This is a genomic window from Xenophilus arseniciresistens, assembly GCF_028023875.1.
Classification (GTDB): Bacteria; Pseudomonadota; Gammaproteobacteria; order Burkholderiales; family Burkholderiaceae_C; genus Xenophilus; species Xenophilus arseniciresistens.
This window is the reverse complement of sequence record NZ_JAQIPB010000001.1, coordinates 457995-482207: the sequence shown is the minus strand read 5'-3', so window position 1 is coordinate 482207 and position 24213 is coordinate 457995. Positions and strand designations below refer to the sequence as shown.

Below are 24213 nucleotides of genomic sequence, written 5' to 3'. Positions count from 1 at the left end.
GGTGGATCGGCAAGCGGCTCAGCGCGCCGGTTGCGGCGGCGCACGGCGCTCGTCCAGCGGCGGCAGCAGGCCGGCGTCGCGCTGCGCCTGCTGCGCATCGGGCTGCGCGGGGTCGTACTCGCGCGCCTGCTGCTCGGCGGCCTGTCGCTTCGCACGGTCGGCCGAGGTGGGCTCGCGAAAGCGCACGTTCAGGCCGCTGCCGTCGTCGTCGCTGTCGCTGAAGGCGTCGATGGCGGCGCCGGCCGCCTTGCCCGTCAGGCGTGCGGTGCCCACGGCCGCGCCCGCGGCCAGGCCCACGGCGCTGGCGCCCACGCTCACGGCCGTGCCGGCCACGCTGACGACGGCGCAGCCGCCCAGCAGGGCTGCGGCGCTCGTCGCCGCCACCAGCAGGGCGGGACGCAAGTGCTCAAGCGGTACGCGCGGATTCATGGCTTCAGGGCCTGGTCACTTCTTGTTGTTGTTGCTGTTGTTGGTTCGGGCCGGCGCGGTGTCGTCGTCGTCGCCGGGCTTGACCCATTGGGGCGGCGGCAGCACGGGCCACTTGCCCCGCTGCGTGCCCGGCGTGCCCTGTTGTGCATCGGCAGGCGCATCGCCGCGTGCGGGAGCGCTGCGGCCCGAGGCCGCGCAGCCGGCCAGCGCCAGCGCGGCTGCCAGGCACAGGCCCGCTGCCGCCAGGGATGATGATGTGCGCGCAGCCATCAGCGCACCCGCATGCCCGGCAGCGCGCCAGGGAAGGGCTCGAGCACGAAGATGCCCGGATGCGCCTTTTCGTCGGCATGGCTGGCGGCCAGCACCATGCCTTCGGAAAGGCCGAACTTCATCTTGCGCGGCGCCAGGTTGCCCACCAGCACCGTGAGCTTGCCCACGAGCTGTTCGGGCTGGTAGGCGCTGGCGATGCCGCTGAAGACATTGCGCGTCTTCGGCTGGCCGGCTTCGTCCTTCTCGCCCACGTCCAGGGTCAGGCGCAGCAGCTTGGTCGAGCCCTCGACGGCCTCGCAGGCCAGAATTCTGGCGATGCGCAGGTCCACCTTGGCGAAGTCGTCGATGCCGATGGTTTCGGCCAGCGGCTCGCCGCCGGGTGCATTGGGGTCGATCACGGGCTCGGCCTTTTTGGCGGCCTTGGCTTCCTTCCTGGCCGGTGCGGCTGGCGCTGCGGCGGCTTGTGCATCGCCGGGCGCTTCGAACAGCGCGTCGAGCTGCTTGATGTCCACGCGCTGCATCAGGTGCTGGTACTCGCCGATGACATGGCCGCCGCCCAGCAGCCGGGCCGCGTCGGCCCACTGCAGCGGCTGCACCTTCAGGAAGGCTTCGACCTGCGCGGCCAGCGCGGGCAGCACGGGCTTGAGGTACAGCGCGATGAGGCGGAAGGCCTCGATGCAGGTGCTGCACACCTCCTGCAGGCGCGCATCGGCGCCTTCCTGCTTGGCCAGCTCCCAGGGCTTGTTGGCGTCCACGTACTCGTTCACGCGGTCTGCCAGCAGCATCACCTCGCGCAGCGCGCGGGCCGTGTCGCGGCGCTCGAAGGCGTCGGCCACAGCCGGCCCCTGGGCCTGCAGCGCGGCCAGCAGGCCCTGGCTTTCGCTGCCGGTGGCGCCGAGCTGCCCGCCAAAGCGCTTGGCGATGAAGCCGGCCGCGCGCGAGGCGATGTTGACGAACTTGCCGATCAGGTCGCTGTTCACGCGGGCCATGAAGTCATCGCGGTTGAAGTCGATGTCTTCGTTGCGGCCGTTGAGCTTGGCCGCCAGGTAGTAGCGCAGCCACTCGGGGTTCATGCCCAGCTTGAGGTACTTGAGCGGGTCCAGGCCGGTGCCGCGGCTCTTGCTCATCTTCTCGCCGTTGTTGACGGTGAGGAAGCCGTGCACGCAGACCTTGTCGGGCGTCTTGCGGCCGCTGAACTTGAGCATGGCGGGCCAGAACAGCGTGTGGAAGGTGACGATGTCCTTGCCGATGAAGTGCACCTGCTCCAGCTCGGGCTGGGCCATGTACTGCTCGAAGGTCATGGCCGTGGGGTTCGGCGTGTCCTCGTCCACGTCGGCCTCGATGCGGGCCTTGTCCAGCAGGTTCTTGAGCGAGGCCAGGTAGCCCACGGGCGCGTCCAGCCAGACATAGAAGTACTTGCCCGGCGCATCGGGGATCTCGATGCCGAAGTAGGGTGCGTCGCGGCTGATGTCCCAGTCGCCCAGGCCTTCGCTCTGCGTGCCGTCGGGGTTGTCGCGCACGCCAAACCACTCCTTGACCTTGTTGGCCACCTCGGGCTGCACATGCACGCCGTTCTGCGTCCATTCCTTGAGGAAATCCACGCAGCGCGCGTCGGAGAGCTTGAAGAAGTAGTGCTCCGAGTTCCTGAGCACCGGCTTGGCGCCCGAGAGTGCCGAGTAGGGGTTGATCAGGTCGGTGGGCGCGTAGACGGCGCCGCAGACCTCGCAGTTGTCGCCGTACTGGTCCTTGGCATGGCAGCGCGGGCACTCGCCCTTGATGTAGCGGTCGGGCAGGAACATGTTCTTCTCGGGGTCGAAGAACTGCTCGATGGTGCGCGTCTCGATCAGGCCTGCGGTCTTCAGGTCGCGGTAGATGGCCTGCGCCAGCTCGGTGTTTTCCGGGCTGTGCGTGGAATGCCAGTTGTCGAAGCGGATGTGGAAGCCGTCCAGGTACTGCTTGCGGCCCGCGGCGATGTCGGCCACGAACTGCTCGGGCGTCTTGCCGGCCTTCTCGGCCGCGATCATGATCGGCGCGCCGTGGGCGTCGTCCGCGCCCACGAAGTTCACCTGCGCGCCCTGCATGCGCTGGAAGCGCACCCAGATGTCGGCCTGGATGTACTCCAGCATGTGGCCGACGTGGAAGGGGCCGTTGGCATACGGCAGCGCGGTGGTGACGAAGATCTTGCGCGGGGCGGTCATCGGAAGGGGCGCTCGCAAAAGCAGGAGGAGGAAGACGGGGCCGCGGCCGGCGCAGACCGGGCGGCTGCGGCACGGGCGCACCGGGGTGCGCAAAGACGGCCAAAGGATGGGCATTTTAGGCAGCGTCATCGGGGCCCGCGGAGCGCGCGGCTATGCTCGGCCGTGACGCGGTGGTCTGTCGCCACCGCGACCCCTGCAGCCGACCGAGGAGCCCGCCATGAACCCCGTGAACACCATTCCCGCCACCCTCATCCCCGGTGACGGCATCGGCCCCGAGATCGTTGATGCCACGCTGGCCGCCCTGGACGCGCTGGGCGCGCCCTTTGCATGGGACACGCAGGTGGCCGGCCTGGGCGGCGTGAAGGCCGCGGGCGACCCGCTGCCGGCCGCCACGCTCGAGTCCATCCGCCGCACGCGCCTGGCCCTGAAGGGCCCGCTGGAAACGCCCTCGGGCGGCGGCTACCGCAGCTCCAACGTGCGCCTGCGCGAAGAGTTCCAGCTCTATGCCAACGTGCGGCCCGCGCGCACCCTCATCCCGGGCGGGCGCTTCGACGACATCGACCTGCTGGTGGTGCGCGAGAACCTCGAGGGTCTGTACATCGGCCACGAACATTACGTGCCCATCGGCAACGACCCGCACGCCGTGGGCATGGCCACCGGCATCAACACGCGCGAGGGCTGCCGCCGCATCCTCAAGTACGCCTTCGACACCGCCGTGGCCACGGGCCGCAAGAAGGTCACGCTGGTGCACAAGGCCAACATCATGAAGGTGCTCACGGGCCTGTTCCTCGAAACCGGGCAGCAGCTCTATGCGGAGCACTACCAGGGCAAGTTCGAGCTCGACGCCGTGATCGTCGATGCCTGCGCGATGAAGCTGGTGCTCAACCCCTGGCAGTTCGACATGCTGGTGACGACCAACCTGTTTGGCGACATCCTGTCGGACCTGGTGGCCGGCCTGGTCGGCGGCCTGGGCATGGCGCCAGGCGCCAACATCGGCACCGACGCCGCCATTTTTGAAGCCGTGCATGGCTCGGCCCCCGACATCGCGGGCAAGGGCATCGCCAACCCCATCGCCATCATGCTGGCCGCGGCGCTGATGCTCGAGCACGTGAAGCGGCCCGAACTCGCGCAGCGCCTGCGCACGGCCATCGACCAGACGCTCAACATCGACAAGGTGCGCACGGGCGACCTGGGCGGCAGCGCCAACACCGCGGCCTTCACGAACGCGCTGGTGGCGCGCATCCGCAACGGCGGCTGACCACGGGCGCCCGCGATGGGCGAGGGCGGCCGAATCGCGGATGATCGGCGCATGACCCTGCCCATTCTTTCCCCTGCCGAGGCGCGCGTGCTGGGCGTGCTGATCGAGAAGCAGCGCACCGTCCCCGACAGTTACCCGCTCACGCTCAACAGCCTGCTGGCCGGCTGCAACCAGAAGACCAGCCGCCACCCCGTGATGGAGCTGAGCGAGGCCCAGGCCCAGGACGCGCTGGACAGCCTGCGCCGCCAGAGCCTCATCGATGAATCGAGCGGCGGCCGCGCCCTGCGCTACGGCCACAACGCCGACCGCGTGCTGCGCCTGCCCTCGCAATCGGTGATCCTTTTGGCCGTGCTGATGCTGCGCGGCCCCCAGACCGCGGGCGAGCTGCGCATCGCCAGCGACCGCATGCACAACTTCGCCGACATCTCCTCGGTCGAAGGCTTTCTGGACGAAATGGCCGAACGCGCGGCCGGCGCGCTGGTGGTCAAGCTGCCGCGCCTGCCCGGCGCCCGCGAGGCGCGCTGGGCGCATCTGCTTTCCGGTGAGGTGGAAGTGCCGGCTGCCAGCGCAGAGCCCGTTTCAGGCGGTGCGGGCTCCAGCACCGACGTGGCCGCCGGCGAAGTCGCCGCGCTGCGCGCGCAGGTGTCGCGGCTGGAAGGCGAGCTCGCGCATCTCAAGGGGCTGGTGGCGCGGGTGTATGCGGAGTTGGGCTTGGAGGAATCGGCGGGCTGACGGGGCTTCAAGAACACGAGGCCGTTGGGCCTCCTGCCGCACCACGGTGCACCCATGACTGGAGAAAGCTCGAAGTGAAAGCTGTTGCCCACATCGGCATCGTCGGCTGCTCGGCCGAAGGTGCTGCGCTGTGCTATCGCACGATCTGCGCCGAAGGCGCGATGCGGCTTGGCGCGCACGCGCATCCTGAAGTGTCCATGCACACCCCTTCGCTGGCCGAATATGTCGAATGCCTTGAGCGGCGTGACCTCGACGGCGTGGCGGCGTTGATGCTCGCATCGGCCGAGAAGCTGGCGCGCGCGGGCGCCGATTTCCTGATCTGTCCCGACAACACCATCCACGCCGCGTTCTCGCGCGTCGCGCCGCGCTCGCCGCTTCCCTGGTTGCACATTGCCGACGTGGTGGCGGCCGAGGCCGGGCGCAGGGGCTTCCAGCGCGTGGGCATCACCGGCACGCGGTGGCTGGTTCAAAGCGATGTGTATCCGCAGCAATTGCTCGCCCGCGGCATCGAGGCCGTGCGTCCGTCCGATGCAGCGCGCGACGAGATGGGTCGCATCATCATGGACGAACTGGTCAACGGCGTGATCCGGCCCGAATCGGTGGCGGTGTTCCGCCTTGCCATCGACGACTTCAAGAATCACCAGGGCTGCGATGCCGTGGTGCTCGGCTGCACCGAGATACCCCTGATCATCGACGACAGCAATTCGGCGCTGCCGACGCTGGATTCGACGCGCCTGCTCGCGCGTGCCGCCCTTGACCGGGCCGTGGGCGGATGCGCGCCCGACTGACCGCAGCAGCAGCCTGTGCTTTCCATCGCTGCTATATATTGGCCCAGGCAACACATGACCCAAGGGGACCGCATGTCGATCAAAACCATCTTTGTAAAAACCTCCATCACGGCACTGGCGGCCCTTGGCGGCGCTGCCGTGTTCGCGCAAGGCACGCCCATCAACGCCGCGGCCTTTGACGCGCTGGTGGCGCAGGGCCCGGTGGCCAGCGCCGATGTCATCGCGGCCAGTCCCTGGGCCACCAAGATCAAGCAGGCCGGCACCTTGCGCCTGGGCGGCACGCAGACTTCCAACCTGTTCTCGCTGCTCAACGAAAAGGACGGCAAGATCCGCGGCTTCGATGCGGGGCTGGCCCAGCTGATCACGCGCTACATCCTGGGCGATGGCTCCAAGTTCCAGTTCACGCAGGTGACCTCGTCCACGCGCGAGCAGGTGCTCATCAACAACCAGGTGGACATGGTGCTCGCCACCTACTCCATTACGCCCGCGCGGGCCGAGAAGATCTCCTTTGCCGGCCCGTACTACGCCTCGCAGGCGGGCGTGCTGGTCAAGTCCAGCAACAAGACCATCCAGTCCTACAACGACCTGGGCGGCAAGAAGGTGGCCACGCAGGCGGGCTCCACGGGGCCTGCCATCCTCGCGCAGCACGCGCCCAAGGCCACGGTGCAGGAGTTCCAGACGCACCAGGAAGCGCTGGACGGCCTGCGCCAGGGCCGCGTGGATGCCTACGTGACCGACCACACGCTGCTGCTCAATGCGCTGAGCATGGGCACGGGCGACGCCAGGCTGGCCGGCGCGCCCTTTGGTGCGCAAGACCCGTACGGTATCGGCCTGCCCAAGGGCTCGGACGGCGTGGCCTTCGTCAACGCCTTCTTGAAGAAGCTCGAAGCCGACGGCACCTGGGCCAAGCTGTGGACCATTTCGATCGGGCAGCGCACCGGCAGCACCGACGTGCCCAAGCCGCCCGCGATTCCCTGACTTGCTGACGAACGATGGGTGACGTCGCCAGGCTCCTGGCCGAACATGGGCCTGCCTTCGGGCAGGCCCTTTTTCTGACCTGGAAGCTCACGCTTCTTTCTTTTGTGCCCGGCGTGCTGCTGGGCGTGGCCGTGACGGTGCTGCGGCTTTTGCCGCTGCCGCCGCTGCGCTTCGTGCTGACGGGCTATGTGGAGATCTTCCGCAACATCCCCAGCGTGGCGCTGCTGATCTTCATCGTGTTCGCGCTGCCCGAGCTCAACGTGCTGATCGACTACGAGCCCAGCGTGATCCTGACCCTGGCGCTGGTGTGCTCCGCGTTCACGGCCGACTACCTGCGCACGGGCATCAACACCATCGGCGGCGGGCAGGTCGAGGCCGCGCTGAGCCTGGGCATGCGCCCCATGCGCATCGTCACCGCCGTCGTGCTGCCGCAGGCGATGCGCACGGTGGTGCAGCCGATGACCTCGCTGCTCATCGCGCTGATGCTGTCGACTTCGCTGGCCTCGCAGGTGCCGTTTCCGGGCCGGGAACTCACGACCCTGGTGTCCAAGATCGCCAATGACTCCGCCGTCGGCATGGCGGCCTTCGCGGTGGCGGCTGCGATGTATGTGGCCAGCGGGCTGCTGATCGCCTGGGCCGGCGCGACGCTGGAAAAGAAGGTGCGGATCCTGCGATGAGCCGCGCGCTGGAAGACATTCTTTTTGGTGCGCCCAGCCCGCGGGGGCGCACCCTCGCGCGGGCGGCGAGCGTGGGCACGGCCGTGCTGCTGCTGCTCGTGGGGGCGGCAATCGTGTTCCGCTTCCATTCCGCAGGGCAGCTCGAAGCGCGCTTCTGGCAGTTCTTTGCCTGGCCCTCGACCTGGGCCTTCCTGGCCAAGGGCCTGCTGGGCACGCTGGCCTCGGCGGCCATGGCTGCGCTCATTGCGCTGAGCCTGGGGCTGGTGCTGATGCTGGGGCGGCTGGCGCGCCCGCGCCTGGTGCGCTGGCCCAGCATCGCGGCCATCGAGTTCCTGCGCGGCACGCCCACGCTGCTGCTGATCTATGTGTGCTTTCTGGTGCTGCCGGCGCTGGGCATCAAGCTCAGCACCTACTGGATGCTGACCCTGCCCGTGGGCCTGAGCACGGCCGCAGTGGTGGCCGAGGTGTACCGCGCAGGCGTGCTGGCCGTGCCGCGCGGCCAGACCCTTGCGGCGCGCAGCCTGGGGCTGAGCGAAGCGCAGGTCTTTGCCACGGTGGTCTTTCCGCAGGCGCTGCGCTACATCGTGCCGGCGCTGGTGGCGCAGCTGGTGATCGTGGTGAAGGACACCACCTTCGGCTACGTCGTCACCTATGGCGAGCTGATGCAGAACGCCAGGGTGCTGATTGCCAACTACCACTCGCTGGTGCCGGTGTACCTGGTGGTGGCGCTGCTGTATTGCGGGGTGAACTACGCCATCTCCAGAGCCAGCAGGCGGCTGGGCCGGCCCATTCATTGAGGCTGCAGGCCTGCCTTGGCGCACAACAAAAACAAACGGCCACCGCGAGATGGCCGTTCGTTCATCAGGGCGCGCAGGCCTCAGTCCGCCGTCGCAAAGTGCGGCGCCGTGTGCACCGCATCGCCCTGGTAGAAGGCGGCAAAGCGTTCGAACTGGCGCTTGGCATCGGCTGCGTCCACGCCTTCCTTGAGCACGGCGCTGGAAAAGCCCGTGCGCTGCATCTGCACCAACTGGTCGATCAGCACGTCGCCCGTGGCGCGCAGCTCGCCCGCAAAGCCCAGGCGGCGGCGCAGCAGGAATGCCTGGCTGTAGGCCCGGCCATCGGTGAAGGCGGGGAACTGCAGGTCGATGCGCTCGATCTGCGCCAGTTGCTCCTTCAGCGTGTGCGGGTCGGCGTCGTTGGCCAGCGCGATCTGGCGCGTGCCGTCGGCTTCCACATGCTCGTCGTGCGCAAGGATGCGCAGGGTCTGTGCGTTCACGTTCGCGGTGGCGGCGCTCATGCGGCCACCTCTTCGTCGGCCTTGTGGCGCGCGCCGTTGGCGGCGGTCTTGAAGGGGTCGTGGCCCACGCGGCGCAGGGTGTCGATGAAGGTCTCCCAGCGGCCGCCTGGGGCGGGCTGGCGCTGTTCGCGGTAGGTGCCCAGCACGGCTTCGATCACGTCCGGCACTTCGGCGGCCGAGAACGAGGGGCCGACAGCCTTGCCGGCCTGGGCCGGGCCGCTGAGGTCGGAACCGTCGGAGCCGGCCAGCGTGACCTGGTACCACTCCTTGCCGTCCTTGTCGACGCCCAGGATGCCGATGTGGCCGCTGTGGTGGTGGCCGCAGCTGTTGATGCAGCCGCTGATGTGCAGGTCGATCTCGCCCAGGTCGTCCAGCTCGTCCAGGTCCTGGTAGCGCTCGGTGATGGCCTCGGCGATGGGGATCGAGCGCGCATTGGCCAGCGCGCAGAAGTCGCCGCCGGGGCAGGCGATCATGTCGGTCAGCAGATGCACGTTGGCGCTGGCGAAGCCGGCCTCGCGGGCCGCCTGCCACAGCGCGAACAGGTCGTCGGCATGCACCCAGGGCAGCAGCACGTTCTGGTCGTGCGTCACGCGCACTTCGCCGGCCGAGAAACGGTCGGCCAGGTCGGCGATGGTGTCGACCTGGTTCGCGTCGGCATCGCCCGGGGCCTGCAGGCGGCGCTTGAAGGACAGCGTCACGGCCCGCAGCGCGGCGTTCTTGTGCAGGGCCACGTTGCGTTGCAGCCAGCGGCCGAACATGGGCTCGGCCGCGGTGTGCGCGGCCAGGGCCGCTTCGGTCTTGGCGGCATCGTAGGCGCGCTCGGGGAGCACGGGCGGCACGAAGCAGGCAGCCACGCGGTCGAACTCGGCCTGCGGGATGGTGTGCGGGCCACCGTCGAGCTCGACGATCTCGCGGAATTCCTTCTCGACCTCGTCGATGTAGGTCTGGCCTTCGGCCTTCACCAGGATCTTGATGCGCGCCTTGTACTTGTTGTCGCGGCGGCCCCAGCGGTTGTACACGCGCACCACCGCCTCGAGGTAATTCATGATCTGCTGCCAGGGCAGGAACTCGCGCAGTACCACGCCCACCATGGGCGTGCGGCCCATGCCGCCGCCCACGCGCACCTGGAAGCCGACTTCGCCGGCATCGTTCTTGAGCACGCGCAGGCCCACGTCGTGCCAGCCGGTGGCGGCGCGGTCCTCGGCGGCGCCCGTGATCGCGATCTTGAACTTGCGCGGCAGGAAGGCGAATTCGGGATGCAGCGTGCTCCACTGCCGCATGATCTCGGCGTAGGGGCGCGGGTCCACGGCTTCGTCCACGGCGATGCCGGCGCGCTCGTCGCTGGTGATGTTGCGGATGCAGTTGCCGCTGGTCTGGATGCCGTGCATGTCCACCGACGCCAGCAGGTCCATCACGTCGGCGCTCTTGGCCAGCGGAATCCAGTTGTACTGGACGTTCTGGCGCGTGGTGAAGTGCGCGTAGTGCGTGGGCAGGTTCACGGTGCCCAGCAGGCCCTGCGTTTCCATGGCTTGCTTGTACACGGCGGCTTCCGGCTCGTCGTACTCACGGGCGATGCGCGCCAGCACGCGCAACTGGCGGCTGGCCAGCTCGCCATAGGGCACGGCCACGCGCAGCATGGGCGCGTAGCGCTGCACGTACCAGCCGTTCTGCAGGCGCAGGGGCAGGAATTCGTGGTCGGCCAGCTTGCCGGCCTGCCAGCGCTCGAGCTGGTCGCGGAACTGCGCGGCGCGCTGGCGCACGAACTGGCGGTCGAAATCGGTGTACTGATACATCGTGTGTGGGGGCGGCTCGGCACCACGCTCAGGTGACACCGATTGGACAGACAGGGCACTGTAGTGACAGTGCTTATCCATTCAAACTATTTTTTGGTGCGGGGCTTATGCGGATAAGCATATGCACCAGCGTTCATGCGGCTTGCGGGGGCTTGAAAGCCCAAAACCGGATAAGCCGCTGCCCGTGAATTTTAGGCGCTGGCGCCCTGCGGCCGGGTGCGACGCGCGAAAACCGCGCCGGCCCCAGGTTGAGGCCGGCGCCCGCGCGGGCGAGCGCGATCAGTCACGGGACTGACATGGGGCATTCCTAGCATCGGCGCGCGACTGCGTTCAGACAAACCCTGGATCCGATCCCATGAAGCCTTCCGTCATCACGCTGCAAGCTCCCGCCTTCCGGCGCACTGCCCTGGGGGCGCTGCTGGCGGCCACCGTGGCCCTGTCGGCCTGCGGCGGCGGCGACGGGGGCGGTTTCGTGGCGCTGCCACCGGCTCCCGCGCCGGCCCCGGCGCCCGCTCCTGCACCGGCACCCGAGCCCGAACCGGTGGCGCGCTATCGGACCCTGGACGGCACGCCGCCCCAGGTGATCGCCCACCGCGGGCTGTCGGGCCTGTACCCCGAACAGACGCGCATGGCCTACGAGAAGGCGGCCGACGCGGGCGCCGACATGCTGGAGATGGACATGCACATGACGCGCGACTGCCAACTGGTCGCGCGCCACAACGCCTGGCTCAGCGACAGCACGAACGTGGCCGAGGTGGCCGCCACCAACGCCGAAGTGGCCGCGCGCAAGCGCACCACCCCCGGCGTGTGGGTGGACGTGAAGTACCCCGCCATCCCCGAGAACGGCCCGGCCCGGTACCTGAGCGACCAGATCGACCCCAAGGACCCGAAGGCGGTGCTCAAGCCGCTGGTGGTGGACGGCGAGAACCACAACAACGACTGGTCCATCAGCGACTTCACGATGAAGGAACTGGGCGACTGGCTGCGCGGCACCACGCTGGACAACCGCGCCGAGCGCCCGACCGAGTTCAACGGCAAGCTGCCCCTGATCAGCGCCCAGGAGGTGATCGACATCGCCGTGGCCAAGGGCAAGGAGCACAAGCGCACCATCCCGGTCTATGCCGAGACCAAGAACCCCTACTGGAACAACCAGCAGGCCATCGCCAACGGCTGTGGCGCGCCGGGCTCCTCGCCCTTCGAGGACGCCGTGATCGCGCTGCTGGAGCGCAACGGTCTCAACAGCAAGGACGCGCCGGTCTACATCCAGAGCTTCGACCCCCAGAGCCTGAAGTACCTGCGCAGCGCCGGCATGAAGGCCAAGGGCGTGCAGCTGATCGACGGCAACGACTTCAGCCTCAAGGATGGCTCGATGGTCTTCATCACCAGCGATGAGTGGACCTTCATCAGCGGCCGCCCCTACAGCTGGACGCTGGCCGGCGACGCCCGCACCTTCGCGGCCATGCTCACGCCCGAAGGCCTGGCCGAGATCAAGACCTACGCCGACGGCATCGGCCCCTGGAAGCCCGAGATCCTTGCGCACTCGGTGGTGCCGTACAAGGAGGGCGCCGGGCTGAAGGACGTGAACACGCTCAAGGACACGGGCCTGATCGCCAACGCGCACAAGGCCGGCCTGGTGGTGCACAGCTTCACCTTCCGCAACGAGCCGGGGCGCCTGGCGGGCGTGTTCCAGGGCGATCCGGTGCAGGAGTTCCTGGCCTACTACCGCCTGGGCATCGACGGCGTGTTCACCGACTTCGCGCACACCGGCGTGCAGGCGCGCGCGGTGTACGAGCAGGAACTGCTGAAGAAAAAGTAAGCGCTTGTGGGCATGCGGCCCGGCGCCGCGGGTGCCGTTCAGAATGCAGGCATGACTGACTGCATCTTCCTTCCGCGCATGGCGCCGCTGTGCGCCGCGCTGGTGCTTGGCCTTGCCGGTTGCGCAGCGCCCGGCACCGACTCCATGAACCCGGCGCCGCAGGTGCCGCCGCCTTCCGCGCCGGCACAGGCCGCGGCCGGCGCACCCGTGCCGGCCCCACCGGCGCCGCCGGACGGCGCTGCGGCGGCGCAGGCCCAGGCCTTCGCCCAGTGGGTCGCGCAACTGCGCAGCGAGGCCCGCGCCGCGGGCATCCAGGAAGCCACGCTGCAGCGCGCCTTCGACGGCGTGCAGCTGCTGCCGCAGGTGATCGAACGCGACCGTTCGCAGGCCGAATTCACGCGCGCCGTGTGGGACTACCTGGACACCGCCGCCTCGGATGCGCGCGTGACGCGGGGCCAGCAGCGCCTGCAGGAGCTGCGCGCCACGCTCGACGACGCCACGGCGCGCTACGGCGTGCCGGCCGAAGTCGTGGTGGCGATCTGGGGCATGGAGAGCAACTACGGCGCCAACTACGGCGACATCCCCACCATCGACGCGCTGGCCACGCTGGGCTTCGACGGCCGGCGCGGCAGCTGGGCGCGCGGGCAGCTGATGGCGGCGCTGCGCATCCTGCAAAGCGGCGACATCGCGCGCGAACGCATGATCGGCTCCTGGGCCGGCGCCATGGGCCAGACGCAGTTCCTGCCCAGCGTGTTCCTGGCCCATGCGGTGGATGGCGACGGCGATGGCCGGCGCGACATCTGGGGCAGCATGCCCGACGTGATCGCCTCCACTGCCAACTTCCTGCGCCACGAAGGCTGGCAGCCGGGCCAGCCCTGGGGCCTGGAAGTGCAACTGCCGCCAGGCTTCGACGTGGGCCGTGCCGACGGCGAGACGCGCCAGTCGTCCGCCCAATGGGCCGCAGAAGGCGTGCGCAGCCTCGACGGCGCGGCGCTGCCGGCCCTGGCCGACGCGGCCCTGCTGCTGCCTGCCGGCGCGCGCGGCCCGGCCTTTCTGGTGGGCGCCAATTTCCGCACCATCCTGCGCTACAACAACGCCACCAGCTACGCGCTGGGCGTGGGCCTGCTCGCGCAGCGCCTGGCCGGCGGCCCCGGCGTGCGCACCGCCTGGCCGCGCGAGCTGACGCCGCTGCGGCGCGATGAAACGCGCGCCTTGCAAGAGGCCCTGAACGCACGCGGCTTCAACAGCGGCGCGCCCGACGGCATCATGGGCCGCGCCACGCGCACGGCCCTGCGGGCCTGGCAGCGCAGCGTGGGGCTGCCGGCGGACGGCTATCCGACGGTGCAGTTGCTGCAGCAGCTGACGGCGCCGCGCTGAAGGTGCTTGTTGCGCCCGCTGCCCTGTGCCGCCGGGCGAGGGCGCAACGTCTGAAGAAGCCTCGGAAGCGGCCGGTCCCTGAAATGGCTCGGCCAGGCCCTAGTCTTCCGAGGCCGCCAGCTTCAGCGCCTGCGTGCGCGTGCTGCCGCCGCGCCAGAGCGTGAAGCGCACGGTGTCGCCGGGCTGCAGGCGCTCCAGCAGGGTCAGCACGTCGTCGGCGCTGGCCACGGCCTCGCCGTCGATGGCGGTGATCACGTCGCCCGCGACGATGCCGCGCTCGCCGCGTGTGAAGGGGCGCAGGCCCGCCTGCTCGGCCGGGCTGCCCGGCTGCACGCGCAGGATGGCCACGCCCTTGGGCAGCTTCAGGGCCGCGTTGAGTTCGGCCGGCGCGTAGACCACGCCCACGGCCGGACGCACGAAGCGGCCGTCGCGGATCAGCCGCGGCACGATGCGGTTGACCTCGTCGACCGGAATGGAAAAGCCGATGCCCGCGCTGGCGCCCGAGGGGCTGTAGATGGCCGTGTTCACGCCGATCAGCCGGCCCGCCGAATCGAGCAGCGGCCCGCCCGAATTGCCGGGGTTGATGGCCGCATCGGTCTGGATCGCGCCGCGGATGGTGCGGCGGTTCTGCGATTCGATCTCGCGGTTGAGCGCACTCACGATGCCGGTGGTCAGCGTCTGGTCCAGCCCGAAAGGGTTGCCGATGGCGTAGACCTTCTGCCCCACCTGCAGGTCGGCGCTGCTGCCCAGCGGCAGCGGCTGCAGCCGCGCGGCAGGCACGTCGATCTTGAGCACCGCCAGGTCGCGGTCGGGGAACACGCCCACCAGTTGCGCGCGGTGGCTGCTCTGGTCGGCCAGCGTCACGCGGGCGCCGCTGGCGTTCTGGATCACGTGGAAGTTGGTGACGATGTGGCCCTCGCGGTCCCACAGAAAGCCCGAACCCGTGCCCGCCGGCACCTGCTGCACATTGCGCGAGAAGAGCTGGCGCTCCAGCGCCAGCGAGGTGATGTGGACCACCGAAGGCGAGGCCGACTTGAACACCGCGATGTTGTTGAGCTCGTCGGCGCCAAGCGCGCCGCGCGGTGCCACGGGGCGCGGCGCCGCGTCGCTGCTGCTGTTGCTGTTGTTGCGCGCACTGGCGGCCAGCGGCAGGGCCAGGCAGAGCAGGAGGGAGAGCAGGGCGTACAGGCCGCACCGGCGTGCGGGGGAGAGCAGCAGCAACAGCAAGGGCATGGACAGCGGATGACGAAGAAGAAACAAGACAGGCGTGCGCAGCATGGCGCGGCCCGCGGCCTGCACTGTACAAGTCATGCGGGCCGGCACAATCGCCGCCATGCCCCGCGCCCTGCGTTCCTCCCTTCCGTGGCTGCCCTGGCTGCCTTGGCTGCCTTGGCTGATGGCCTGGCTGCTGGCAGTGCTGCTGGGCGCGGCCTGGCTGGCGCGGCTGGAACTGGAACGCCTGCAGGCGGACTTCGACACCGACGGCCGCATCGCCCACCGGCTGCTGAGCCAGCAGGTGGTGCAGTTCGATGCGGTGCTGGGCACGCTGGCGTTGCTGGGCGGCGAGGGCGCCTGGCCCGCGCCGCGGCCTGGCGCCCTGCATCCGGCCATCCTCGAGCTGCAGCGCCGCGCGCCGGGCAGCGCCTGGGCCGATCCGCGCCTGGCCGAGGCCGAAGCCGCCTCGCGTGCGCGCAAGGCGGCCGTGCTGGCGCAGGTGGACCTGGCCGCCGGCCGCTACTGGCTGCTGATGGCCGCCGGGCCCGCGAGCCATGCGCTGGCCATCGACCTGGCCGCCGCCGTGCCCTGGCACGAATGGCCCGGCGATCCGCGCCAGGCGCCTGCACGCACCGTGCTCGCGCTCGCAGGCCAGCAGTTCGTGCTGCAGCCCGGGCGCGATGCCGAGCGCGCGGGCGGCTGGCATTTCAGCTTCCGCAAGACGCTGGCCTCGGCCAGCCAGCCTTTCGAAGTGGTGTCGCAGCGCCGCGTGGGCTGGGCCGAACTGCCCTGGGCCGCCATGGCGCTGTGGGCGCTGGCGGCGGCCGTGGCGCTGGCCGGCCTGCGCGCCTGGCAGCGCCAGCGCACGGGCCGGCGCCGGGCCGAGGAACTGCTGCGCCTGGGCCAGGTGGGCCGCCTCAATGCGCTGGGCGAGCTGGCCGCCGGCATGGCCCACGAGCTGAACCAGCCGCTGACGGCCGTGCTGGCCAACACGCAGGCCGCGCGCCGCCTGCTGGACGAAGAGCCGCCCGAGCTGGACACCGCGCGCACGGCCATGGGCCAGGCGGCCGAACAGGCGCGCCGCGCGGCCGCGGTGGTGGCCCGACTGCGCCGCGCCATCGAGCGGCCCGACCCGGACGCCGCCGCGCGGCACCGCAGCGTGGTGGCGTTGCAGGAGGTGGTGCGCGAGGCACTGCATCTGCTGGAGCCCGAATGCGCACGGCGCCAGGTGGCGGTGCAGACCGGCGGGCCGGCCGAGCCAGTGCGCGTGCAGGCCGACCCGGTGGCCATCGAGCAGATCGTCCACAACCTTTTGCTCAACGCGCTGCAGGCGCTGGAGACATTGCCGCCGGCCGCGCCGCGCCGCGTGCGCATCGAATGGCAGGCCGCGGGCGGCCAGGGCCTGCTGCAGATCCACGACAGCGGCCCCGGCATCGCGCCGGAGCTGCTGCCCCAGCTCTTCGTGCCTTTCGTGAGCACGCGCGCCGGCGGGCTGGGCCTGGGCCTGAGCCTGAGCGAAACCCTGGCCACGGGCCAGGGCGGCAGCCTGCGTGCCGACAACCCGCCCGGCGGCGGCGCGCGCTTCACGCTGGCGCTGCCGCTGGCGCCGGCTTCCGAAGCGGGCGCCCCCATGTCCTGAGGGCGTCGTTCCTCACGCTTCCTGTTCTGCTCTTGCGATGAATGCCTCCGCCCAGTCCCCGCTGATCCACCTGATCGATGACGATGCTGCCGTGCGCGACAGCCTGGCGCTGCTGATCGGCACCGTGGGCCTGCGCGTGCAGACCTGGGCCGACCCGCAGGACTTCCTGGCGCAGTTCGACCGGCGCGAGATCGGTGCCATCGTGCTGGATGTGCGCATGCCCGGCATCAGCGGGCTGGCCGTGCTCGACAGCCTCATCGCGCAGGGCGTGGACCAGCCGGTGCTGATGCTCACGGGCCATGGCACGGTCGAGCTGTGCCGCCGCGCCTTCAAGGCCGGTGCCGCGGAGTTCCTGGAAAAGCCGGTTCATGATGAGCAGCTCATCGAGGCCCTGCAGGTGGCCGTGCGCCAGCACATCGGCTCGCGCGAGCGCATGGAGCGCGACCAGGACGCGCAGGAGCGCCTGGCCCAGCTGTCGGCGCGCGAGCGCGAGGTGCTGGATTTCATCGTCGAGGGGCTGACCAACAAAGCCATCGCGCGCCGGCTGGCCCTCTCGCCGCGCACGGTGGAAACGCACCGCGCCAACCTGTTCGCCAAGCTCGAATGCGAGTCGCTGGCGCAGCTGGTGCGGCGCTACGCGGGCTGAAATATTGCCCCCACGCTCCCCCGCTGCGCGAGGTCCGCTGCCCCCCGAGGGGGCGCTTTTTCATCTTGGGGCGGCCCGGCGATGAAAAATGGCCCCCACGGGCCTGCGCCGGCGCTCAGGCCAGTGCCACGTCCAGCGCCTGCGTGCTGCCGTCGGCCTGGGCCAGCAGCCGGGCCGCGGCGCTGGCGGCCACTTCGAGCCGTTTCACGTCGCGCTCGTCCAGCGCCGAGCCTTCGCGCAGGTTGAAGCCGCACAGCGTGCCGTAGAGCCGGCCGTCGGGCAGGTACACGGGCACGCCGATGTGGCTGCTCAGCGCACAGACTTCGGGTGTGAACTGCTGCGCCTGCGCGATCTCCCGCACGCTGGGGATCAGTGCCGGCACGCGGCCGTCCAGAAGGCGCTGGCAGATCGACTCCTCGGCCGGGTGCGAGCCGCCCTCGGCAATCGGCGCGGGCGCCAGCGCCGTGCTCACGTGGCGAAAGTAGCGGCGCCCGCCCGAGATCTGGCCGATGAACACCACTTCCAGCGCCAGCGATTCGCGCACCACCTGCAGCAACTCGCCCACCGCGCGCGCCACCGACACCTCATCGGCGCGGAAGGGCTTGTCGGCACAGATCACCTGCATCTCGCCCTGGCCGGGCGGCGGCAAGGCGGGCGCAAGGGGGGCAGCGGACGAAGAGGAAGGAAGGGCAGAGGGCAGGGATGTCATCGCTGAATCGGCCGTTTTTCAAAGGCTTTTGGACGCGCGGCCGAGACGCATCACCTGCAGGGCAACACTGGTCAAAAGTGTTAATGAATGTAAATTTTAACGAGACACCGGCCTTCCTGCGAGTCAGCCAATGGTTCTCGCAAAGGCGCCAAGGGAAAGACGGCGCGCCCATGGAGCCGCCGAAACGCGGCTCCGTAGTTCTACGCAGTGCGCGCGTAGCCGGACGAATGGCTTGTCGGCGCTGGAATTCCTACAGTGCGTTGGCCGCCTGCCCAGCGCCTTGCTCGGCACCGGAGCCCCTTCTTTCCATCCTGTTCCACCTACAACGGAGATCCACATGTCTTTCTCGCGCACATTCCTGTCTCGTGCCGGCGCCTGCGTGCTGCTGGGTGCTGGCGTGCTGGCCACTGCACAGGCCCAGCAGGCTGCAGCGCAGCCGGTGGCGCCGCGCGTCGAGCGCAACATGAGCCTGGCGCTGGCCAACCAGCTGGCCTCGGCCACGGTGGCCGCCTGCGCCGCCAACGGCTATGCCGTGACCGCCACCGTGGTGGACCGGGCAGGGGTCGTGCGCGCGATCCAGCGCGCTGACAACGCAGGCCCCCACACCGTGGGTGCCGCCGAGCGCAAGGCCTGGACCTCGGCCTCGGCCAAGGCCCCCACGCAGGCCATGATGGAGAACGCGCAGAAGAACCCCGGCGCGGCCAACCTGGTGCACATCCCCGGCTTCCTGCTGCTGGGCGGCGGCGTGCCCGTGAAGGTTGGCAACGAGGTGATCGGTGCCGTGGGCGTGGGCGGTGCGCCTGGCGGCCACCTCGACGAGCAATGCGCCAATGCCGGCCTGGAGTCGGTGAAGTCGCTGCTGGGCAGCTGATTTAGGGCCTGTTGACCCTATTCCAGGCCCTGGCCTGCGCGGCCCAGCAGGGCGCGCAGGCGCCGCACTTCCTGCTGCAGGTCGATGATCAGCGCCGCGGCCTGCAGGTCCACGTCGAAGTCGCGCTGCAGCCGGCGCGCTTCGCGCGCGCAGCGCAGGGCTTCGCCGGCAAAGGCCCACTGCGCCGCGGGAGCCTGCGGCTCGGTGGGCGCGATCAGCCCGGCCTCGACCAGCTGCAGCACCCATTGCTCGTGCTGACCGACCGCGCGGGCCAGTTCGGCCAGCTGCAGCGGATGGGCATCGTCCACGGCCACGCAGTGGCTCACCCTCACGAGGGTCTGGCGGATGGTGGTGCTGTGGCTCATGCGAAATCTCCCAGGCTGCGGCGCGGGTCGAAGCCGCTGCTGGCCTTGGCCAGCGCCTCGTAGGCCGCGCGCGCGGCCTGCGAGTCGGACGGCGGCAGCACGATCTCCAGCGCCAGGTACAGGTGGCCCGGCGTCCGACCGCCAAAGCCGCGCTCCTTGAGCCGCAGCCTGCGGCCCGCGCGCGAGCCTGGTGGCACCGTGACCTCCACCTCGTCGCCATTGGGCAGCGGCACGCGCACCTGGGCGCCCAGGGCCGCCTCGCTCGGCGTCACGGGAAGCTGCAGCGTGATGTCCTGCCCGTCGATCTGGAAGCGCGCGTCGGGCGCGATGCGCACTTCGAGGAACAGGTCTCCCGCAGGCTCGCCGCCATGGCCGGGCTGGCCCTGGCCCGCGAGCCGGATCAACTGGCCCGGCCGCACGCCGGCCGGAATGCGCACTTCCAGCGTGCGCTGCTCCCGCTGCGGCTGGCCCTGCGCGTCCAGCGCCAGGGTCTGCAGCTGCAGGGTGCGTTCGCCGCCGCGCAGGGCGGTGCGCAGGTCGATCTCGATGGCCGCGTGCTGGTCCTCGCCGCGCATGCGGGCCTGGCGCTGCTGGGCCTGCCGGCGCTGGGCGGCGCCGAACAGCGAGGAGAAGAACTCGCTGAAATCGGCGTCGTCGGCGTGCGGCCCCGCGGCGGCGCCCCGGCTGAAGTCGAAGCCCTGGTCCCAGCCGGGCGGCGGCGTGAAGCCGTGCGCGCCGCGGCCCTGCGGGCCGCTGGCCACGCGCTCTGCCAGCGCGTCATAGGCGGCGCGCTTTTCGCTGTCCTGCAGCACCTCGTAGGCCTCGTTGACCTCCTTCATGCGCTGCTCGGCGTCGGCTTCCTTGCTGACGTCGGGATGGTATTTGCGGGCGAGCTTGCGGTAGGCCTTGCGAATCTCGTCGCCGGAGGCCTTTCGCTCCACGCCCAAGGCGGTGTAGTAGTCCTTGAAGTCCATGGCGCTGGCAATCGGAAAAGAGTGATTGCAGGGATGTTGGGGGCGCACGGGCGGGCTTGCAAGTCGGCCGGGGCCGCCTGCCGGCTGCAGCGGCTAGCGGCACAGCGGCCAGCCGCCGACTTCGAGGTGGAAGTGGTCGCGGTGCGCGCTGTTGTAGCCCGGGCCCAGCGTGCCGTCGAAGGCGCGGCAGGCACCGGCATGCGCGGCATGCAGGAAGCGGGCGTCGGCCTCGCGCGCGAGGGCCGTGGCATCGTCCCAGGGGCGGGGCGCGTCGCGCAGCAGCTGGATGCGCCGGCCATCGGCCAGCGTGAAGCCGCTCACGTCGAGGGCATCGGCCGTGGCATGGCGGCTGCGGCGGCCGGTGGCGCGGCCGTCGCCGGTGTTGATGTCGCGGCAGGCATAGCTGCCCAGGTGCTCGATGCGCGCCACGTGCTGGCCCAGCTCGGCCTGCGCGGCCGGCTGCAGGCCGTGGCGCTCCCACAGTGCAAACGACAGCGCGGCGCGGCAGCTGAGCACGGTGGGCCGGCTCAGGGCCGTGCGCTGGCCGGCTTCGAGCCGCACGGCGTTGGCCAGGCCGCAGCCCTTCACGGGCGCGCGGTCGGGCAGGGGAGAAAAGCGCAGCCCCGCATCGCGCAGCGTGAGCAGGCACAGCGCGTCGTCGGCGCGCGTGCGGCGCAGCTTGAAGGGCGTGAGCCAGTTCGCAGGCTCCTGCACGACCAGCGGCGCCAGCGGGTCCCAGCGCGGCGGCAGCCGCAGCCAGCCGGCCAGGTAGGCACCCGCGGCGGCGGCCAGCATCGAGAGCACGCACAGCCGCAGGAGCCAGCGGCGCAGCCTGGAGGCTTGAGGCTGCATGGGCGTCAGCGGTCCACCGGCAGCACCAGCGATTCCTTGACTTCCTCCATCACCACGTAGCTGTGCGATTCGGCCGGCACGGGCAGCTTCTTGAGGATGTCGCCCAGCAGGTGGCGGTACTCACCCATGCCGCGCAGCCGCGCCTTGACCAGGTAGTCGAAGCCGCCCGAAACCAGGTGGCATTCCAGCACCTCGGGCATGTGCAGCAGCTCGTTCCTCACCTTGTCGAAGACATCGCTGGACTTGGCCGAGAGCTTGATTTCCACGAAGACCAGCAGCGTCTTGCCCAGCGCTTGCGGCGAGACGCGGGCGTGGTAGCCGGTGATGACGCCGCTTCTCTCGAGGCGCTTGACGCGCTCCGAACAGGGCGAGGTGGACAGGCCGACGCGCTGCGCCAGTTCGGTGATGGCCAGGCGCCCCTCGCGCTGGAGGATGTCCAGGATCCTGCGGTCGGTGCGGTCGAGCGAAGCAGTCATTTCTTCGGAGTGGACACGGGGGTGGCGGGCATCGTGCAGCAAATTTTGCTGCAAATCATCAAAAGAACCAGCAAATATTCGGCCATGGCCGGCCTAGATTCAGGGCTTCACCCTTGTCTGGCCCCTTGGGGCAGCGGAGTCTTCCATGCAAGTGATCGTTCTGGGCGGCGGCGTCATCGGCATCACCACGGCCTACTACCTCGCGCGGGCCGGCGCGCAGGTCACGGTGCTGGAGCGCCAGGACGGCGTGGCGCAGGAAACCAGCTTCGGCAATGCGGGCCAGGTCTCGCCGGGCTACTCCACGCCCTGGGCCGCGCCCGGCATTCCGTTGAAGGCGCTCAAGTGGATGTTCCAGGCCCACGCGCCGCTGGCCATCCGCGCCGACGGCTCGCTGTTCCAGCTGCGCTGGATGGCGCAGATGCTGCGCAACTGCTCGGCCGCCCGCTATGCCGTGAACAAGGAACGCATGATGCGCGTGGCCGAGTACAGCCGCGACTGCCTGCGCACGCTGCGCGCCGAAGCCGGCCTGCAGTACGAGCAGCGCACCGGCGGCACCCTGCAGGTCTTTCGCACCCAGCAGCAGCTCGATGCCGTGCAGCGCGACATCGCGGTGCTGCGCGAGTGCGGCGTGCCCTTCGAGCTGCTGGACCGCGCGGGCCTGGCCCGCGTGGAGCCGGCTCTGGCGCGCACGGGCGGCGCGCTGGTGGGCGGGCTGCGCCTGCCGGGCGACGAGACGGGCGACTGCCAGCTCTTCACCACCCAGCTGGCCGAGAAGGCCCGCGCGCTGGGCGTGCAGTTCCGCCTCGGCGTGCAGGTGCAGGCCCTGCTGCAGGAGGGCGGCCGCGTGACCGGCGTGCGCCTGCAGGGCGCAGCGCCGGGCCAGGCTGGCGAAGTGCTGCGCGCCGAGCGCTACGTGATGGCCTTTGGCAGCTATTCGCGCCAGGCGCTGCAGGCCGTGGGCCTGGAGGTGCCGGTGTACCCGCTCAAGGGCTATTCGCTCACCGTGCCGCTGCGCGACGCCGCGCTGGCGCCGCAGTCCACCGTGCTGGACGAGAGCTACAAGATCGCGATCACGCGCTTCGACCAGCGCATCCGCGTGGGCGGCATGGCCGAGGTGGCGGGCTTTGATCTGCGCCTGAACCCCGCGCGCCGCGCCACGCTGGAGAAGGTGGTGGGCGAGCTGTTCCCGGGCGGCGACCTGCCGGCGGCCAGCTTCTGGACCGGCCTGCGCCCCATGACGCCCGACGGCACGCCCATCCTGGGCGCCACGCCGCTGGCCAACCTGTTCCTGAACACCGGCCACGGCACCCTGGGCTGGACCATGGCCTGCGGCAGCGCCAAGGTGGTGGCCGACGTGGTGACCGGCCGGCGCCCCGAGATTCGCACCGACGGCCTGGGCATGGCGCGCTATGCCGCCGCATCGCGGCGCCTCGCCCCGGCAACGCAGCCCCAGCCGGCCTGAGCCGCAAAGAAGAAAAAAGCCGGCCCGTTTGTGGGGGCCGGCTTTTCTTCGCGTCACATGCACGGCATGTGCATGGACCGCCTTGCGGCGTGGATCAGAAGCGCGTGACGGGCGAGGCTTCCTCGCGCTTGTCGGCCGCGTACTTGCCCAGCTCCCACTTGGCGATGGCGTTGCGGTGCACCTCGTCGGGGCCGTCGGCAAAGCGCAGCGTGCGGGCCTGGGCGTAGGCGTAGGCCAGCGGGAAGTCGTCGCACATGCCGCCGCCGCCATGCACCTGCATGGCCCAGTCGATGACCTGGCAGGCCATGCTGGGTGCGACCACCTTGATCATCGCGATCTCGCTGCGCGCGACCTTGTTGCCGGCGATGTCCATCAGCCAGGCGGCCTTGAGCGTCAGCAGGCGCGCCATGTCGATCTTGCAGCGGGCCTCGGCGATGCGCTCCTGCGTCACCGTCTGCGAAGCCACGGTCTTGCCGAAGGCCACGCGCGAGGAGGCGCGCCTGCACATCAGCTCCAGTGCGCGCTCGGCCAGGCCGATCAGGCGCATGCAGTGGTGGATGCGGCCGGGGCCAAGGCGGCCCTGGGCGATCTCGAAGCCGCGGCCTTCGCCCAGCAGGATGTTGCTGACCGGCACGCGAACGTTCTCGAAGTACATCTCGACGTGGCCGTGCGGCGCGTCGTCATAGCCCATCACGTTGAGCGGGCGCACGATGCGGATGCCCTTGGCATCGGCCGGCACCAGCACCATGCTCTGCTGGGAATGCTTGGCTGCCTCGGGGTCGCTCTTGCCCATGGTGATGAAGATCTGGCAGCGCGGATCGGCCGCGCCGGAAATCCACCACTTGTGGCCGTTGATCACGTACTCGTCGCCCTGACGCTCGATGCGGGTGCAGATGTTGGTGGCGTCGCTGGAGGCCACTTCGGGCTCGGTCATCGCGAAGGCCGAGCGGATCTTTCCGTCCAGCAGCGGCTGCAGCCACTTGTCGCGGTGCTCGTCGCTGCCGTAGCGCGCGATGGTCTCCATGTTGCCGGTGTCGGGCGCCGAGCAGTTGAAGACTTCCGAAGCCCAGCCCACGCGGCCCATCAGCTCGGCCAGCGGCGCGTACTCCATGTTGGTCAGGCCGCCGCCCTTCTTCTTGGCGATCTCGGCCGTGTCGTTGGGCAGGAACAGGTTCCACAGGTCCTGCTCGCGGGCCTTGACCTTGAGCTTCTCGATGACCTGCAGCGCGCTCCAGCGCTTGCCGGCGGCGGTGTTCGCGGCCAGTTCGGCAGCGTACTCGGCTTCGGCCGGGAAGATGTGTTCGTCCATGAAGTCGCTGACGCGCTTCTGGAGTGCTTTGGTTTTGGCCGAGTAGTCGAAGTCCATGGGGTCTCCTTGGGAAAAATCAGAA

At 70.0% G+C, this 24213-nt stretch carries 23 protein-coding genes and 2 pseudogenes; 12 read left to right on the top strand and 13 right to left on the bottom strand.

All coding sequences use genetic code 11. From position 1 onward, the window contains the following. Positions 1 to 18 precede the first annotated feature (18 nt). From PGB34_RS02110 to metG, 3 genes are read right to left on the bottom strand one after another with little or no spacing between them, the layout of a single operon-like run. Positions 19 to 429 (bottom strand): hypothetical protein, encoded by a 411-nt coding sequence (locus PGB34_RS02110; protein ID WP_271426412.1) that lies wholly within the window; start codon positions 427 to 429, stop codon positions 19 to 21. 15 nt (positions 430 to 444) lie between these two features. After that, positions 445 to 699 (bottom strand): hypothetical protein, encoded by a 255-nt coding sequence (locus PGB34_RS02105; RefSeq protein ID WP_271426411.1) that lies wholly within the window; start codon positions 697 to 699, stop codon positions 445 to 447. Next, positions 699 to 2897, bottom strand: coding sequence for a methionine--tRNA ligase (metG, locus tag PGB34_RS02100; RefSeq protein WP_271426410.1), 2199 nt, complete (start codon positions 2895 to 2897; stop codon positions 699 to 701). The genes PGB34_RS02105 and metG overlap by 1 nt, the downstream gene beginning before the upstream one ends. A gap of 217 nt (positions 2898 to 3114) precedes the next feature. On the opposite strand from metG, the gene PGB34_RS02095 reads away from it, so the two are divergent. From PGB34_RS02095 to PGB34_RS02070, 6 genes are all read left to right on the top strand, one after another. Continuing rightward, positions 3115 to 4155, top strand: a complete 1041-nt coding sequence (locus PGB34_RS02095; protein ID WP_271426409.1) for an isocitrate/isopropylmalate dehydrogenase family protein — start codon at positions 3115 to 3117, stop codon at positions 4153 to 4155. Between the two features lie 51 nt (positions 4156 to 4206). Next, a complete protein-coding gene (locus PGB34_RS02090; protein ID WP_271426408.1) occupies positions 4207 to 4887 on the top strand; it encodes a YceH family protein in 681 nt (226 codons plus the stop codon). A gap of 74 nt (positions 4888 to 4961) precedes the next feature. Next, on the top strand, positions 4962 to 5675 hold the full coding sequence (locus tag PGB34_RS02085; protein WP_271426407.1) for an aspartate/glutamate racemase family protein: 714 nt from the start codon (positions 4962 to 4964) through the stop codon (positions 5673 to 5675). Positions 5676 to 5747: 72 nt separating this feature from the next. After that, positions 5748 to 6653, top strand: coding sequence for a glutamate ABC transporter substrate-binding protein (locus PGB34_RS02080; protein ID WP_271426406.1), 906 nt, complete (start codon positions 5748 to 5750; stop codon positions 6651 to 6653). A 14-nt stretch (positions 6654 to 6667) separates the two neighbouring features. Then, positions 6668 to 7330 carry an ABC transporter permease subunit gene (locus tag PGB34_RS02075; RefSeq protein WP_271426405.1) on the top strand — a complete coding sequence of 221 codons (663 nt, stop codon included), beginning with the start codon at positions 6668 to 6670 and terminating at the stop codon, positions 7328 to 7330. Further along, positions 7327 to 8127, top strand: coding sequence for an amino acid ABC transporter permease (locus PGB34_RS02070; protein ID WP_271426404.1), 801 nt, complete (start codon positions 7327 to 7329; stop codon positions 8125 to 8127). The genes PGB34_RS02075 and PGB34_RS02070 overlap by 4 nt, the downstream gene beginning before the upstream one ends. Positions 8128 to 8207: 80 nt before the next feature. On the opposite strand, the gene PGB34_RS02065 is transcribed toward PGB34_RS02070, so the two are convergent. Next, complete coding sequence (locus tag PGB34_RS02065; protein ID WP_271426403.1) at positions 8208 to 8627, bottom strand: DUF934 domain-containing protein; 420 nt, start codon at positions 8625 to 8627, stop codon at positions 8208 to 8210. Continuing rightward, a complete protein-coding gene (locus PGB34_RS02060; protein WP_271426402.1) occupies positions 8624 to 10420 on the bottom strand; it encodes a nitrite/sulfite reductase in 1797 nt (598 codons plus the stop codon). The genes PGB34_RS02065 and PGB34_RS02060 overlap by 4 nt, the downstream gene beginning before the upstream one ends. Before the next feature lie 355 nt (positions 10421 to 10775). Between PGB34_RS02060 and PGB34_RS02055 the strand changes: the two genes are divergently transcribed. After that, entirely contained in the window at positions 10776 to 12236 is a 1461-nt protein-coding gene (locus PGB34_RS02055) for a glycerophosphodiester phosphodiesterase family protein (RefSeq protein ID WP_271426401.1), read from the top strand. A 51-nt stretch (positions 12237 to 12287) separates the two neighbouring features. Beyond that, a complete protein-coding gene (locus PGB34_RS02050; protein ID WP_271426400.1) occupies positions 12288 to 13613 on the top strand; it encodes a lytic murein transglycosylase in 1326 nt (441 codons plus the stop codon). A 99-nt stretch (positions 13614 to 13712) separates the two neighbouring features. Here PGB34_RS02050 and PGB34_RS02045 read toward each other — a convergent pair whose 3' ends face one another. Next, entirely contained in the window at positions 13713 to 14846 is a 1134-nt protein-coding gene (locus tag PGB34_RS02045; RefSeq protein ID WP_271426399.1) for a S1C family serine protease, read from the bottom strand. Between the two features lie 100 nt (positions 14847 to 14946). Between PGB34_RS02045 and PGB34_RS02040 the strand changes: the two genes are divergently transcribed. Beyond that, entirely contained in the window at positions 14947 to 16467 is a 1521-nt protein-coding gene (locus PGB34_RS02040; RefSeq protein ID WP_271426398.1) for a sensor histidine kinase, read from the top strand. A gap of 37 nt (positions 16468 to 16504) precedes the next feature. Continuing rightward, positions 16505 to 17113, top strand: a complete 609-nt coding sequence (locus tag PGB34_RS02035) for a response regulator transcription factor (RefSeq protein WP_271426397.1) — start codon at positions 16505 to 16507, stop codon at positions 17111 to 17113. A gap of 115 nt (positions 17114 to 17228) precedes the next feature. On the opposite strand, the gene PGB34_RS02030 is transcribed toward PGB34_RS02035, so the two are convergent. Further along, positions 17229 to 17762, bottom strand: coding sequence for a GAF domain-containing protein (locus tag PGB34_RS02030; RefSeq protein ID WP_271426396.1), 534 nt, complete (start codon positions 17760 to 17762; stop codon positions 17229 to 17231). A 397-nt stretch (positions 17763 to 18159) separates the two neighbouring features. Between PGB34_RS02030 and PGB34_RS02025 the strand changes: the two genes are divergently transcribed. Next, the gene (locus PGB34_RS02025; RefSeq protein WP_271426395.1) at positions 18160 to 18693 is read left to right on the top strand and encodes a GlcG/HbpS family heme-binding protein; all 534 of its coding nucleotides are present in this window, start codon (positions 18160 to 18162) and stop codon (positions 18691 to 18693) included. A 17-nt stretch (positions 18694 to 18710) separates the two neighbouring features. On the opposite strand, the gene PGB34_RS02020 is transcribed toward PGB34_RS02025, so the two are convergent. The 5 genes and pseudogenes from PGB34_RS02020 to PGB34_RS23095 form a co-directional block, all read right to left on the bottom strand. Further along, positions 18711 to 19058 carry a chaperone modulator CbpM gene (locus tag PGB34_RS02020; RefSeq protein WP_271426394.1) on the bottom strand — a complete coding sequence of 116 codons (348 nt, stop codon included), beginning with the start codon at positions 19056 to 19058 and terminating at the stop codon, positions 18711 to 18713. Then, on the bottom strand, positions 19055 to 20032 hold the full coding sequence (locus PGB34_RS02015) for a DnaJ C-terminal domain-containing protein (protein WP_271426393.1): 978 nt from the start codon (positions 20030 to 20032) through the stop codon (positions 19055 to 19057). The genes PGB34_RS02020 and PGB34_RS02015 overlap by 4 nt, the downstream gene beginning before the upstream one ends. Before the next feature lie 93 nt (positions 20033 to 20125). Beyond that, a complete protein-coding gene (locus PGB34_RS02010) occupies positions 20126 to 20884 on the bottom strand; it encodes an extensin-like domain-containing protein (protein ID WP_271426392.1) in 759 nt (252 codons plus the stop codon). Positions 20885 to 20889: 5 nt separating this feature from the next. After that, a pseudogene (locus PGB34_RS23100) lies at positions 20890 to 21144 on the bottom strand (Lrp/AsnC ligand binding domain-containing protein); the annotation flags it as partial. A 72-nt stretch (positions 21145 to 21216) separates the two neighbouring features. After that, positions 21217 to 21360 (bottom strand): annotated as a pseudogene (locus PGB34_RS23095) (Lrp/AsnC family transcriptional regulator); the annotation flags it as partial. Between the two features lie 145 nt (positions 21361 to 21505). Between PGB34_RS23095 and PGB34_RS02000 the strand changes: the two are divergent. Beyond that, the gene (locus PGB34_RS02000) at positions 21506 to 22822 is read left to right on the top strand and encodes a D-amino acid dehydrogenase (protein WP_271426390.1); all 1317 of its coding nucleotides are present in this window, start codon (positions 21506 to 21508) and stop codon (positions 22820 to 22822) included. Between the two features lie 94 nt (positions 22823 to 22916). Here PGB34_RS02000 and PGB34_RS01995 read toward each other — a convergent pair whose 3' ends face one another. Further along, a complete protein-coding gene (locus PGB34_RS01995; protein ID WP_271426389.1) occupies positions 22917 to 24188 on the bottom strand; it encodes an acyl-CoA dehydrogenase family protein in 1272 nt (423 codons plus the stop codon). Between the last annotated feature and the right edge of the window lie 25 nt (positions 24189 to 24213).